This is a genomic window from Streptomyces sp. NPDC008125, assembly GCF_042957125.1.
Lineage (GTDB): Bacteria > Actinomycetota > Actinomycetes > Streptomycetales > Streptomycetaceae > Streptomyces.
This window is the reverse complement of the sequence record NZ_JBIBHR010000001.1, coordinates 129,684-142,381: the sequence shown is the minus strand read 5'-3', so window position 1 is coordinate 142,381 and position 12,698 is coordinate 129,684. Positions and strand designations below refer to the sequence as shown.

General features: G+C 74.2%; 11 protein-coding genes. 6 read left to right on the top strand and 5 right to left on the bottom strand.

Annotated features, from left to right (window positions below; all coding sequences use genetic code 11):
- Window positions 1-223 precede the first annotated feature (223 nt).
- Complete coding sequence (locus ACFZAX_RS00635) at window positions 224-616, bottom strand: VOC family protein (protein ID WP_390957667.1); 393 nt, start codon at window positions 614-616, stop codon at window positions 224-226.
- Between the two features lie 83 nt (window positions 617-699).
- Between ACFZAX_RS00635 and ACFZAX_RS00630 the strand changes: the two genes are divergently transcribed.
- Window positions 700-1,374, top strand: coding sequence for a nucleoside/nucleotide kinase family protein (locus tag ACFZAX_RS00630; protein ID WP_390957665.1), 675 nt, complete (start codon window positions 700-702; stop codon window positions 1,372-1,374).
- 67 nt (window positions 1,375-1,441) lie between these two features.
- On the opposite strand, the gene ACFZAX_RS00625 is transcribed toward ACFZAX_RS00630, so the two are convergent.
- On the bottom strand, window positions 1,442-2,341 hold the full coding sequence (locus tag ACFZAX_RS00625; RefSeq protein WP_390957664.1) for a S41 family peptidase: 900 nt from the start codon (window positions 2,339-2,341) through the stop codon (window positions 1,442-1,444).
- 305 nt (window positions 2,342-2,646) lie between these two features.
- Between ACFZAX_RS00625 and ACFZAX_RS00620 the strand changes: the two genes are divergently transcribed.
- Both ACFZAX_RS00620 and ACFZAX_RS00615 read left to right on the top strand, forming a co-directional pair.
- The gene (locus tag ACFZAX_RS00620) at window positions 2,647-3,735 is read left to right on the top strand and encodes a MerR family transcriptional regulator (protein ID WP_390957662.1); all 1,089 of its coding nucleotides are present in this window, start codon (window positions 2,647-2,649) and stop codon (window positions 3,733-3,735) included.
- A 53-nt stretch (window positions 3,736-3,788) separates the two neighbouring features.
- Window positions 3,789-4,448: a hypothetical protein gene (locus ACFZAX_RS00615; protein ID WP_390957660.1), complete on the top strand. Its 660-nt coding sequence runs from the start codon at window positions 3,789-3,791 to the stop codon at window positions 4,446-4,448.
- A gap of 18 nt (window positions 4,449-4,466) precedes the next feature.
- Here the strand turns inward: ACFZAX_RS00615 and ACFZAX_RS00610 are convergent, their stop codons facing one another.
- On the bottom strand, window positions 4,467-5,438 hold the full coding sequence (locus ACFZAX_RS00610) for a GNAT family N-acetyltransferase (RefSeq protein WP_390957658.1): 972 nt from the start codon (window positions 5,436-5,438) through the stop codon (window positions 4,467-4,469).
- Between the two features lie 252 nt (window positions 5,439-5,690).
- Between ACFZAX_RS00610 and ACFZAX_RS00605 the strand changes: the two genes are divergently transcribed.
- Window positions 5,691-6,818 (top strand): M24 family metallopeptidase, encoded by a 1,128-nt coding sequence (locus ACFZAX_RS00605; protein ID WP_390957656.1) that lies wholly within the window; start codon window positions 5,691-5,693, stop codon window positions 6,816-6,818.
- A gap of 39 nt (window positions 6,819-6,857) precedes the next feature.
- On the opposite strand, the gene treZ is transcribed toward ACFZAX_RS00605, so the two are convergent.
- On the bottom strand, window positions 6,858-8,618 hold the full coding sequence (gene treZ, locus ACFZAX_RS00600; RefSeq protein WP_390958378.1) for a malto-oligosyltrehalose trehalohydrolase: 1,761 nt from the start codon (window positions 8,616-8,618) through the stop codon (window positions 6,858-6,860).
- 334 nt (window positions 8,619-8,952) lie between these two features.
- On the opposite strand from treZ, the gene ACFZAX_RS00595 reads away from it, so the two are divergent.
- Window positions 8,953-10,410, top strand: a complete 1,458-nt coding sequence (locus tag ACFZAX_RS00595; RefSeq protein WP_390957654.1) for a GH1 family beta-glucosidase — start codon at window positions 8,953-8,955, stop codon at window positions 10,408-10,410.
- Window positions 10,411-10,458: 48 nt separating this feature from the next.
- Window positions 10,459-11,580: an alpha-L-fucosidase gene (locus ACFZAX_RS00590; protein WP_390957652.1), complete on the top strand. Its 1,122-nt coding sequence runs from the start codon at window positions 10,459-10,461 to the stop codon at window positions 11,578-11,580.
- 45 nt (window positions 11,581-11,625) lie between these two features.
- On the opposite strand, the gene ACFZAX_RS00585 is transcribed toward ACFZAX_RS00590, so the two are convergent.
- The gene (locus ACFZAX_RS00585) at window positions 11,626-12,579 is read right to left on the bottom strand and encodes a GNAT family N-acetyltransferase (protein WP_390957649.1); all 954 of its coding nucleotides are present in this window, start codon (window positions 12,577-12,579) and stop codon (window positions 11,626-11,628) included.
- Window positions 12,580-12,698 lie beyond the last annotated feature (119 nt).

The window sequence follows — 12,698 nt, the reverse complement described above, 5'->3', positions numbered from 1 at the left end:
CGAACCCGCGTGCGCGCAGGCCCGTTCCGGTGACGCGCGGGGCCGGCCGGCGACCGGGGCGGGGAGCGTTCCGCAGTCGCGTGGGGGCGACGCTATCAAGCTCCGGCGGGCGTGCGGAGCGATCCGCCGGCCCGGTTCGCCGGGACCCCGCCGGGCCGTTCCCTGCCGGGCGCCCAAGGGTACGGAGCGGGCGGCGGGGGCGAAGCCCGCGCGCCCCGCGTCCTCACGCGGGCTGGAGCAGGTCCCAGCGGTTGCCGTACAGGTCCTCGAAGACCGCGACCGAGCCGTACGCCTCGTGCCTCGGCTCCTCCAGGAACCGCACCCCGGCCGCCGTCATGCGCGCGTGGTCCCCCGCGAAGTCCTCGGTGTGCAGGAAGAACCCGACCCGCCCGCCCGTCTGCGCCCCGACCGCCGCCCGCTGCTCCGCGTCCTTCGCGCGGGCCAGCAGCAGCCCCGTACCCGAAGCCCCGGCGTCGCGCGGACGAACCACGACCCAGCGCGTTCCGTCGCCCCGGTCGGTGTCCTCGGCCAGTTCGAAGCCGACGGCGTCCCGGTAGAAGGCGATGGCCTCGTCGTAGTCGTGGACGACCAGGGTGGTCAGGGCGATGTGCGGCATCTCGGCTCCTCGGCAGGTCGGGGAATGGCTCCAGTTATACGTAACACTAACGAGGGTGCCGCGTCGGCCCGCAGAATGCCCCCATGGACACGTACGACCTCGCCCCGCTCGCGGCCCGCGCCCGGTCCCTCATCGTCCCCGGCCGCCGCCGGATCCTCGGGATCGCCGGGCCGCCCGGTGCCGGAAAGTCCACCCTCGCCGCCGCTCTGGTCGAGGAGCTCGCGGGCACCGCCGTACTCGTCCCCATGGACGGCTTCCACCTCGCGGGGGCCGAACTGGAACGGCTCGGGAGGGCCGCCCGCAAGGGCGCGCCGGACACCTTCGACGCCGCCGGGTACGCCGCGCTGCTGCGACGGCTGCGCGAGGCGGGCAGCGGCGGCGCCCCGGCGCACGCGGCGACAGGGGGCGAGACGGTCTACGCCCCCGCCTTCGACCGGGCGCTGGAGGAGCCGATCGCCGGGTCCGTCGCGGTGGAACCCGGTGTCCCGCTCGTCGTCACCGAGGGGAACTACCTCCTCCACGACGAGGGGCCCTGGGCCCCGGTGCGCGGGCTGCTCGACGAGGTCTGGTACCTGGACGTGCGTCCGGACGTACGCGTGCGGAGGCTGGTCGACCGGCACGTACGGTTCGGCAAGCCGAGGCCGTACGCCGAGCGGTGGGTGGCGGGCCCGGACGAGGCGAACGCCCGGCTGGTCGAGGCCGGACGCGCCCGGGCCGACCTGGTCGTCGGGCCGCGCCCACGCCCGCGCCAGGGCTGAGCGGGGCAGGCGGTCCACGGGCTGCGGCCGACGGCTCAGGAGCGGCATCCGGTTCACGGCCCGACGTTCAGGAACGGCAGGGCTTCTGGGCGGAGAGCCAGCTCGTGGCGGCCTTGAGGGCCTTGTCCTGCCCGCGCGTCTCGGGGACCTCGACGTCGGGCGTGAGAGGCCCGTCGTGCACGCGCCCGGTGCGGTCGGCCTCGCGGGCCACCGTCACGACGACCATCGCACCGTCGGACAGGCGGTAGGCGGAGTTCGCCGTGGGGACCCCCGTGGTCGCCTCCCCGAACGTGCGGGTGCCCGGGCGCCCCAGGAAGGAGATGACCACGGCCTCTCCGGCGCTCGCGGTTCTACGGCTCGTCAGGACGGCGACGGGCGGCAGCGGCCGGGCGAGAGGAGTGGCCGGCCCCCAGGTGTCCACGTATTGGCTGGGCGTACCGTCCTGGACGGCCCAGGGTTCCCTCCGGCCGTCCGCGTGGACGGCGGCGCCGGCCTCCCCGTCGCCGAGGATCGGTCCCACGGCGGCGAGCGGGGGCCACATGTCCCCGCCGCTCTCGCCCCGCAGGTCGACGACCCAGCCACAGGCCCCCTCGTCGTCGATCCCCTCGACGGTGGAGCGGGCCGAGCGGATGTACGGGGCGGCCACTTCGTCGGAGGCGACCGGAGGCAGCATCAGATAGCCGATGCCACCCGGGAGGCGGCGTCCTTCGGGGAGCATCAGGTCATCGGCCGACGCGTCCTGGGTCCGAGCGACGTCCTGCGGGTCGAGGAAGGTGCTGTGCCCGTCGCCCAGATCCCGCAGCGCCTGCCGGATCGGCCCGTACGTCTCGGCGGGCGTCCGCGCCTTCGCCGCATGGGCGAACGCGTCCCGGCGGACTTTCGGCCAGTCCACCTCGGCCTTCATCAGGGAGTGCTCCTCCATCAGGTCCAGGGCGGACGTGAGATACGCCCTCGCCTTCGGTGCCATGGTGTCCTCCGGCTCCGCGCCGCCCCCACCCGTGCAGCCGGCCACCATCAGCACGGCCGACACGAGAGCCAGCCGGGCCGGACCGTGTATCCGTCTTCCTGCCGGAACCCCCACCGCATACCTCCACCTCGTCCGGCGCCGCCCCCCTGACCGGCGCTCTTCGCGCCACTCTCCTACGGATCGGCCGGCCGGCGCCACCTTCCACCAACGACGGGAGCTCCCGGCAGGAGGCGCGGCCTCGCTCCCCTTGGCGCGGCCTCGCTCCCTTTGACCTTCAAGCCGCTTGAGAGCCGACAATCGCGCCCATGGACGACAACGACGCGCTGATGAGCATCGGCGCCTTCGCCCGCCGGGTGGGCCTGGCTCCGAGCGCCTTGCGTTTCTACGACGACTGCGACGTACTGCCTCCCGCGCACGTCGACGCCGCGACCGGCTACCGCTACTACTCCGAGGCACAGGAAGCCCGCGCGGTCCTGGTGCGGCGGCTGCGCGAAGCGGGGATGCCGCTCACCGGCGCCACGGTGGTGCTCGGCGGGACCCGCGCGGAGGCCCGCGCCGCACTCGAAGCCCACGCCAGAAGGGCCCGCGAGTCCGCCGAGGCGGCCCGGTCGGCGATCGGGGAGATCCTCCGGGACCTGCCGGGCGGCCCGCCCCGGGCCACGGCGAGGATCGGCGGGGCGGAGCTTGCCAGTGCGGTCCGGCAGGTCGTTCCGGCGGTGGCGTCGGGAGCCGCGTCCGAGGAGTTCCCGGTTCTCGGCTGTGTCCTGGTCGAAGTCGGGCGCGAGGAAGTGCGGCTCGTCGCCACGGACCGCTACCGGCTGGCGGTCCGTGCCCTGCGGCCCTCCTCCGCCTCCGTCGAGGGGGAGGCGTGCGGGTTCCTCCTCGACGCGGCGCAGGCGCGGGACGTCGCCGCCTGGGCCGTACGCCTGCCGGACCTCGGCATCGAGGTGGACGGAGAGGGTGTACGGCTGCACGGCACCGACGGCGAGGTGCGCGAGCCGGTGACCGCCGAAGGGACCTTCCCCGACTACCGGATGATCCTGGACGGCCTGCCGGCCGCGCACCACCGGATCATCGCGGACAGGACCGCCCTGCGCGCGGCGGTCGGCGCCGACGCGTACGAGGGGCCCGTCACCCTGCGGACCGACGGGCAGCGGCTCACCGTCGCCTTCCGGGGCACGGCCACCGCCGCACCGGCCGCCCTCTGCACCGGGCCGCCCCTGTGCGTCGCCTTCGACCCGACGGTCCTCCTGGCGGCGCTCGACGCGGGCGTGGGACCCGACGTCCTGCTGGAGGTCTCCGCCCCGGACGGGCCCGTGGTCGTCCGCTCCGCCGACCAGGGCAGCTTCACCACCCTGGTCATGCCGGTCCACGACGTCCGGCCCGGGACCTGACCCACCCGCCCCGCCCCTCACCCCCACTCACCCCACCCACGGAGAGCCAGACCATGGACATGGACACCGGCAACCCCGTCGTCGGACTCTGCACCCAGGGCATGCAGGCCGAAGCCGAAGGCAGGGACACCGACGCCGAACGCCTCTTCCTGCAGGCGTGGGAGAGCGCCACGGGCGACTACGAGGCCTGCGTCGCCGCCCACTACCTGGCCCGCCACCAGCCCACGCCCGAGCGGACCCTGCACTGGAACCGGGAGAGCCTCCACCGCGCGGACCTGGTCGGCGACGAGCGGGTGGCGGCCTTCTACCCCTCCCTGTACGTCAGCCTGGCCAAGGCGCACCAGCACCTCGGGAAGCCGGACGAGGCACGCGGGAGTTTCCGGCTGGCCGCCGCCCGTATCGGCGCGGTGCCGCCGGGGCCGTACGCCGACTGGACCAGGGTGGCGATCGCCGAGGGGCTGCGCGCCACCGGGGCGGCCGTCCGGCGAGACGCCGACGGACTCCTGTCCGCCCTGCTCGCCGGGTTCTGCGCGCGCGGCGACCTCAAGGCCCTCGGGCTGATCCTCCCGGCCCACCTCGCGGATCTCGGCACGGAGGAGGACCGGGTGCGGCTGACCACCGCCCTGCACATGGTGCACGCCGCCCGGTGGCTGCCCGAGGACGAGCAACAGCTTCTCGGCCGGGCCATCGGCGCCCTGGCAGCTCCCGCCTGACCCGCGGGACCCTCCCGTTCAGTTCCGCGCGTCGAAACCGTCGGCGACGGGACCGGACACCTCGCGCTCGAACCGGCCGATGGAGACCGTGACCGCCATTCCCGCCCGGGCGTACAGGAGATGCGCGCCCGTCAGGCTCTCGCTGTCGACGTCCAGCCCGACCGAGGAGGCACCGCGCTCGGCGAAGAGCGCGAAGGAGGAGAGCAGCAGGGACCGCCCGATCCCGAGGCGGCGGTCCTCCCGCCGTACCGCCAACTGGCGTACCTCGCCCGCGGGTTCGCCCCGAACCTCGCGGAACCGGCAGAGCGCGGCCCCCGCGATCCCGCCCTCGCGCTCCGCGAGCAGCCAGAGCGACGGGTCGAAGCCGTCGTACAGCAGGTCGTCGGCCCAGACGTCGTACGGGCGCGGCTCGCCGCCCCAGCGGTCACCGAACGCGTCCTCGAAGCAGGCATGCACCGCCCGCAACTCCTCGGCGGTCCCGGTGCACGGTCGCAGCGTGACCCCGTCCGCCCACACCGGCGTGGTGAGCGGCTCGTCCAGCGCGATCGCCATCCGCTGGTGGACCCGTGCCCGGCGGTAGCCGCGCGAGCGCAGCAGCCGCTCCGAAGCGCCGCCGAGGTAGACGTGGTTGACCAGGTGGAGCGTCCGGCCGGCGTCGGCCGCCGGCTCGGCGGCCCGGGTCTCCGCCAGTTCCAGCAGCCGGGTGCCTACGCCCGCTCCCTCGTGGTGGGGACGCGTGTACGCGTCGGCGTGGGCGCGGCCTTCGCCGGGCTCGGCGGCCAGGTGCCCGTAGCCCGCGATCTCCCCGCCGGGAGCGGTCGCGATCCACGTGTCCCGCTCCCGGTCCAGACGCGACCAGACCCGCAGGTACTCGTCCACGGTCCGGGCCGCCGCCGTGGCGTCCCCGGCCCGGCCCGCGGCGTTCACGGTGGCGAGGATCGCCGGGAGGTCGGATTCGAGGGGCGCGCGTATTCCGTATCCCGGCCGCATGGGGAGTCCTCGCTCTGGTGCTGGTGCTGGTGCTGGTGGGGCTGCCCGGACCGTGGCCGCGCCCCGGTAGGGAACCAGGAAGCGGGGCGGCCCGGCAACCTGTTTCGGATCATGATTTCGCGGGTGCCGGCCCCGCCACGCCCGCCCGGCGCTCGCGTCCCGCGACGGGCGGCGGCAGGATGCTCCGTGCGGCGCGCGCAGTGGTGCGCCGTCACCGGCAGCCGTACCGGCAGCACCTCTGGAGGCCCCCGCATGACCAGTCCGAACCCGCCCGAGCCCTTCACCGCCGACGTCTACCGGGCCCGGATGGCCCGTGCGGCCGACGCCGCCGCCGAGGCCGGGCTCGCCGGTGTCCTGGTGGCGCCCGGCCCGGACCTCGTCCACCTGACCGGCTACCAGCCCGTCAGCACCGAGCGCCTCACCCTTCTCGTGCTGACCCCCGGTCAGGAGCCGGTGCTGGTCGTACCGACCCTGGAGGCGCCCGACGCCGAGGCGGCGACCGGCGCTCCCGCCCTTACGCTGCGCGACTGGACCGACGCCAGGAACCCGTACGAGGTGGCCGCCCCCCTGCTCGACACCGCCGGCCGGTACGGGATCAGCGACAACGCCTGGGCCATGCACCTGCTCGGGCTCCAGCAGCTGCTGCCCGGCACCTCCTACGCCTCGCTCACCCAGGTGCTGCCGATGCTGCGGGCGGTCAAGGACGCGGCGGAACTGGAGCGGCTCGCGGCGGCGGGCGCGGCGGCCGACGCCACGTACGAGGAGATCCTGAAGGTCCCCTTCGCGGGGCGGCGGGAGACCGAGGTCTCGGCGGATCTGGTGGAGCTGCTGATCGGATTCGGCCACTCCCAGGTGGACTTCGCCATCGTCGGCTCCGGCCCGAACGGCGCGAACCCGCACCACGAGGCGGGGGAGCGGGTCATCGAGCACGGCGACATGGTGGTTCTCGACTTCGGCGGCCTGCGGTACGGCTACGGCTCCGACACCTCCCGTACGGTCCACGTCGGCGAACCCACCGCCGAGGAGCAGCGTGTCCACGACGTGGTGCGGGAGGCCCAGGCGGCGGGGTGCGCCGCCGTGCGGCCCGGGGCCGCCTGCCAGGACGTCGACCGCGCGGCGCGCGCCGTCATCACCGAGTTCGGCTACGGCGACCGGTTCATCCACCGCACCGGTCACGGCATCGGCGTCACCACCCACGAACCGCCCTACATGATCGAGGGCGAGGAGCAGCCGCTGGTACCGGGGATGTGCTTCTCCGTGGAGCCGGGGATCTACCTCCCGGGGCGGTTCGGGGTGCGGATCGAGGACATCGTGACCGTCACCGAGGACGGCGGCAAGCGGCTCAACTCCACCGCCCGCGAGCTGGCGATCGTCGGATAGGGAACGCGGGCGGGGCAGGCGGACATTCCGCGCGCCCGGTCACCCGTCCGCCAGCACCACGCACGACTCGGCGGGCAGCCGCAGCAGTCCGTCCGCGCCCGGTGCCTCCACCGGCTCCCACGACGCCAGCACCCGTCCGGTACCGGTCCGGTTCCGCCCGCCACCCAGCGGGACGGTGGCGGGCCGGCCGGACAGGTTGACCGCGATCCGCACGTCGCCCCGGCGCAGCGCCAGCCACCGGGCCTCCTCGTCGAAGGCGACCTTCACCGCGGCGAGGTCCGGGTCGTGGAGGTCGGGCACGGCCCGGCGGAGCGCGATCAGCTCCCGGTACCAGGCGTGCAGCCGGTCGTGCGGTGCGCGCTCCGGTTCGCTCCAGTCAAGGCAGGACCGCTCGCGGGTCGCGGGGTCCTGAGGGTCCGGGATGTCCTCCTCGGCCCAGCCGTGCGCCCCGAACTCGCGCCGCCTGCCGTTGCGTACCGCCTCGGCCAGCTCCGGGTCGGTGTGGTCGGTGAAGAACTGCCACGGGGTCCGCGCGCCCCACTCCTCGCCCATGAAGAGCATCGGGGTGAAGGGACCGGTCAGCACCAGTGCCGCCGCGCACGCCTGGAGGCCGGGGGAGAGGGAGGCGGCGAGCCGGTCGCCGAGGGCGCGGTTGCCGATCTGGTCGTGGGTCTGGGCGTAGCCGACGAAGCGGTGGGCGGGGGTGCGGGTGGCGTCGACGGGGCGGCCGTGCGACCGCCCCCGGAAGCTGGAGTACGTGCCGTCGTGGAAGAAGGCCCGGGTCATCGTCTTGGCCAGCGCGGCCAGCGGCGCGGCGGCGAAGTCCGCGTAGTAGCCCTGCGCCTCGCCGGTGAGGGCGGTGTGCAGGGCGTGGTGGAAGTCGTCGTTCCACTGCGCGTGCAGCCCCAGCCCGCCCGCCGCGCGCGGGGTCGTGGTGCGCGGGTCGCAGAGATCCGACTCGGCGATCAGCGTCAGCGGCCTGCCCACCTCGCCCGCCAGCGCGTCCACCCCGGCCGCCAGCTCCTCCAGGAAGGTCAGTGCCCGGGTGTCGGCGAGCGCGTGCACCGCGTCCAGCCGCAGTCCGTCGAGCCGGTAGTCGCGCAGCCAGGCCAGCGCACTGCCCAGCAGATACGCCCGCACCTCGTCGGACCCGGGGGCGTCCAGGTTGACCGCGGCGCCCCACGGGGTGTGGTGCGTGTCGGTGAAGTACGGGCCGAAGGCGGGGAGGTAGTTGCCGGACGGCCCCAGATGGTTGTGGACGACGTCCAGCAGCACCGCGAGACCCAGCCCGTGCGCGGTGTCCACGAACCGCTTCAGTCCCGCCGGGCCGCCGTACGGTTCGTGGACGGCCCAGAGCGACACGCCCTCGTACCCCCAGCCGTGCGCGCCGGGGAACGGGCAGACCGGCATCAACGACACGTGCGTGACACCCAGTTCCGCCAGATGGCCCAGCCGCCGCGCCGCCGCGTCGAAGGTGCCCTCGCCGGTGTACGTACCGACGTGGAGCTCGTACAGCACGCCGCCCGGCAGCCCGCGCCCCCGCCAGTCGCTCCGCCAGACGTACGCGTCCTGGCCGACCACCGCGCTCAGCCCGTCCGGACCGTCCGGCTGGCGCCGGGAGCGCGGGTCGGGGAGCAGGGGCCCCCCGTCCACCGAGAAGCCGTACCGGTCGCCGTCGGCCGCGTCCGCCTCGGCCGTCCACCAGCCCGCACGGGACCCGTCACGCCCCATCGCCAGCCGGTCGCCCGACAGCTGGAGTCCGACCGAACCGGCCCCGGGGGCCCACACCTCGAACCGCATCCGCCACTCCCCGTCCGTCATGTGTCAGTGATCCGTATGAAAAGCCGGAAGCGCCGGGGGGAAGCCCGGACCAGCTTTCATGATCGGCTGAAGTCGCGCGCCCCGCCCGGAATACTGGACCGGTTCCGCCGGGCCGCGTCTCGGAAGTCCCGCCTGCCCTCGGGGCGGACGGCACCACGTTCGAAACACACCCCGGGGGGCGACCGAAGAGAGATGCCCCGTGTTCCGTGCATCCGCGCACAGGAGTACGGATCACCCCTTAAGGTCTGCTCTGATCATTGCCCTGCCCGATCCTGCTCATACGTACGCCGACGTACGGCTGATGGAGGCCGAAATGACCGTGCCGAAGTTCCCGCCCGGCTTCCTCTGGGGAGCCTCCGCCTCCGCGTTCCAGACCGAGGGAGCCGTCGAGGCCGACGGCAAGGGCCTCTCCGGCTGGGATGCCTTCGCCGCCGTGCCCGGCCGCATCAAGGACGGCACCGACACCACCCGGGGGACCGGGTTCCACGAGCGCTGGCGCGAGGACGTCGGCCTGCTCGCCGGTCTCGGCGCCGACGCCTTCCGCTTCTCCATCAGCTGGCCCCGCGTGGTGCCCGGCGGCAGTGGCGCGGTCAACCCGGCCGGACTCGACTTCTACGACCGGCTCGTCGACGAGCTCTGCGCCCGGGGCATCACCCCCGCCCCCACGCTCTACCACTGGGACACCCCGCTGCCGCTGGACGAGGAGGGCGGCTGGCTCAACCGCGACACCGCCTACCGCTTCGCCGAGTACGCGGGCATCGTCGCCGAACGGCTCGCCGACCGCGTCCCCATGTGGATCACCATCAACGAGCCCGCCGAGGTCACCCTGCTGGGCTACGCCCTCGGCCAGCACGCGCCCGGCCGCGCCCTCCTCTTCGACGCCCTGCCCGCCGCCCACCACCAGCTCCTCGCCCACGGACTGGCCGTCCGGGCGCTGCGCGCCGCCGGAGCCTCCAACATCGGCATCGCCGTCTCGCACAGCCCCGTCTGGACGGCCGGCGATTCGGACGAGGACCGGGAAGCGGCCTCGCTGTACGACACCCTCACCAACTGGCTCTTCGCGGACCCGCTGCTCGCCGGCCGCTACCCCGACGAGGGATTCGCCGCGCTGATGCCCGGCCCGGTCGCCGACGACCTGAAGACCATCTCCACCCCGCTGGACTGGTACGGCGTCAACTACTACAACCCCACCCTCGTCGGCGCCCCCCGCCCCGAAGCCCTCGACTCCTTCGCCGGATTCGAGATGCCCTCCGAACTCCCCTTCGGAATACGGGAGATCGAGGGATACGAGAAGACGGACTTCGGCTGGCCCGTCGTCCCGGACGGGTTGCGCGAGACCCTCGTCCAACTCCGCGACCGCTACGGCGACCGGCTGCCGCCGCTCTACATCACCGAGAACGGCTGCGCGGTGGACGACGCCGTCAGCGACACCCGTCGAATCGGCTTCCTGGAAGCCCACTTGGAGGCGTTGCACCGGGCGATCGGTGAAGGCGTCGACGTGCGCGGCTACTTCACCTGGTCGCTCACCGACAACGTCGAGTGGACCGAGGGCGCCAGCAAGCGCTTCGGGCTCGTCCACATCGACTACGAGACCCTGCGCCGGACTCCCAAGGAGTCCTACGCCTGGTACCGCGACGTCATCAGGGCCCAACGCGCACCGGCCGGAACCGTTCCGGCGGAACAGAGTCCGCCGGGGATGGAGATCATCGGACAGCCGGCCGCCGGGGCCGCGGAACAGGCCGGCGCGGAGACCGCCGTACGGCCGCGCTGACCCGGGCGGGGCTTCCCGGCCGGGCCCCGGTGACCGATACTTCTCGCCATGGTTGCTCCATGGTGGACCCAGGCCGGCCTGGGGATATTCGTGCACTGGACGCCCGCGTCGGTCCCCGGCTGGGCCCCGCCCCACACCGCGCCCGCCGAACTCCCGCCGGCCGGACGGGCCGCCCCGCTCGCCTGGACCTCGTACGCCGAGTGGTACGAGAACGGGCTCCGCTTCCCCGGCAGCCCGGTCTCCGCCCACCACCGGGCCACCTACGGCGACAAGCCGTACACGGACTTCGGCCGCGAGTTCGAGGACGGGCTGGCGGGCTGGGACCCCGCCGCGTGGGCACGCGCCTTCCGCGCCGCGGGAGCCCGCTACGCCGTCCTGGTCACCAAGCACCACGACGGCTACTGCCTCTGGCCCTCCGAGGTGCGCAACCCGAACCGGGCGGGCTGGCACACCGCCCGTGACGTGGTGGGCGAGTTCGCCGAAGCGGTCCGGGCCGAGGGACTGCGCTTCGGGGTGTACTACTCCGGCGGGCTCGACTGGACCTTCGACAGCCGCCCGGTCGGCACCGCCGCCGACATGCTCGCCTCCGTACCGCGCGGCGCGTACCCCGCCTACGCCGACGCCCAACTGCGGGAACTCGTCAAGCGGTACCGTCCGGACATCCTCTGGAACGACATCGCCTGGCCGGCCGGCACCCCCGAGATCCGCCGGCTGATCGAGTTCTACCGCTTCACCGTCCCGCACGGCGTGGTCAACGACCGGCTGCTGCCACGCTCGCCGCTCTGGCGCACCTTCGCCCTCCCGGGCGCCGGGGCGCTGTACGACCGCTGGGAGCGGCGGACGGTCGCACAGGACGAGGGGTTCGTCCCGCGCAAGCCGCCCTACTACGACTTCCGCACACCGGAGTTCGCCCGCTACACGGGCCCCGACCCGTACGAGATCACCCGCGGCATCGACCACAGCTTCGGCTACAACCGCAACTCCCCGCCCGACGCCTTCCTCGGCCGCGACACCCTCGGCGCACTGGTCCGGGACACCGCGGCCGACGGCGGCAACCTGCTGCTCAACGTCGGACCGCGCGGCGAGGACGCCGCCATCCCCGACGAGCAACTGCTGCGGCTGGAATGGCTCGCGCAGGACCGGACGGCCGAAGCGGAGACGACCGGCTGATCACGGGGCGGGCGGTCGGTCCCGGACCATTCGGTCCCGGACCATTCAGTCCCAGACCATGTTGAGCGCCCGCTCGAAGTTGACGTACCCCAGCCGCCGGAACGCCCGGGCCATCGGCTGGTTGCCGAGGTCCGTGGCGGCCCGGACGCGCTCCACCCCGTCCTGCGCGGCGAGCACCCGGGTCCCCTCGGCGAGCAGATCGTCGACGTACCCCTGACCCCGACGGCCGGGCAGCACCCCGATGTACGCGATGACCGGGTTGTAGTTGTTGCGCGCCGGGACGACGAACCCGACGGGCTCACCGCCCGGAAGCTCGCCGACGCGCCACCAGTCGCGGGGGGTCGAGTAGCGTGCGAGCTCCTCGTCGTAGTGCCGCTCGGCCGCCTCGCGCGCCGACATCCCGGCCGCCAGGTCCTGCTTCCCGTGCGCGTCGAGGGTGCCCTCCATCACCGGGGTCATCAGCGCGAGCAGGTCCTCGCGGTCCCTGACCGGCCGGAACCGCAGGCGTCCGGTGTCCTCGGGCACCGGGGTGCCGGCCCGCCACTCCAGCCTCAGCCGCTCCACCAGCAGCCGCGCCCCGGTCCTCTCCAGGGCCCCGGTCCGCGCCTCGACCACCGCACGCGCGGCCGGGTCCTCCCGCCAGTCCGGCGGCACGAAACGCTCGTACTCCGGCCGGGGGGTGTCCGGCGGCACCACGGCCGGCGTGGCCGCCTCCAGGAGGGCGGCACCGACCCGGAGCCGTTCGGCGGCGGGCAGCGCGTCGTCCACGTCGAAGAAGTCGAGCAGCGCGGGAGCAGCACCGGAGCCGCTCCACCACCCGGCCCGCGCGACCACCCGGTCACCGTCGAGGGCCACCCAGAGCCACGACGGACTCCGCCGCCCCGCCTCCAGGTCCCCGGCCACCTCGTGGTCGAGGACGTACGACAGGCTCTGGAAGAGGGGGAGTTCGGCGGGTCCGGAAAGCGGACGGAAGGTCGGGCCAGGTACGGCGGGTGTCACGTTGCTCCAGGGGATCGTCGGCCCCGGTGATCACCGGGCGCTCGCGGCGGCAGACGATAGCAGTGCACCGGACGCGCACGCGCGGCCATTCCTTCCCGGTGTGCGGATCAGTGGTCCGG

Excerpts from the sequence above, each read along its gene's own strand:
- ACFZAX_RS00635 (WP_390957667.1), bottom strand. The coding sequence starts at position 616 with ATGCCGCACATCGCCCTGACCACCCTGGTCGTCCACGACTACGACGAG.
- ACFZAX_RS00630 (WP_390957665.1), top strand. The coding sequence starts at position 700 with ATGGACACGTACGACCTCGCCCCGCTCGCGGCCCGCGCCCGGTCCCTC.
- ACFZAX_RS00625 (WP_390957664.1), bottom strand. The coding sequence starts at position 2,341 with ATGGCACCGAAGGCGAGGGCGTATCTCACGTCCGCCCTGGACCTGATG.
- ACFZAX_RS00620 (WP_390957662.1), top strand. The coding sequence starts at position 2,647 with ATGGACGACAACGACGCGCTGATGAGCATCGGCGCCTTCGCCCGCCGG.
- ACFZAX_RS00615 (WP_390957660.1), top strand. The coding sequence starts at position 3,789 with ATGGACATGGACACCGGCAACCCCGTCGTCGGACTCTGCACCCAGGGC.
- ACFZAX_RS00610 (WP_390957658.1), bottom strand. The coding sequence starts at position 5,438 with ATGCGGCCGGGATACGGAATACGCGCGCCCCTCGAATCCGACCTCCCG.
- ACFZAX_RS00605 (WP_390957656.1), top strand. The coding sequence starts at position 5,691 with ATGACCAGTCCGAACCCGCCCGAGCCCTTCACCGCCGACGTCTACCGG.
- treZ (WP_390958378.1), bottom strand. The coding sequence starts at position 8,618 with ATGCGGTTCGAGGTGTGGGCCCCCGGGGCCGGTTCGGTCGGACTCCAG.
- ACFZAX_RS00595 (WP_390957654.1), top strand. The coding sequence starts at position 8,953 with ATGACCGTGCCGAAGTTCCCGCCCGGCTTCCTCTGGGGAGCCTCCGCC.
- ACFZAX_RS00590 (WP_390957652.1), top strand. The coding sequence starts at position 10,459 with ATGGTTGCTCCATGGTGGACCCAGGCCGGCCTGGGGATATTCGTGCAC.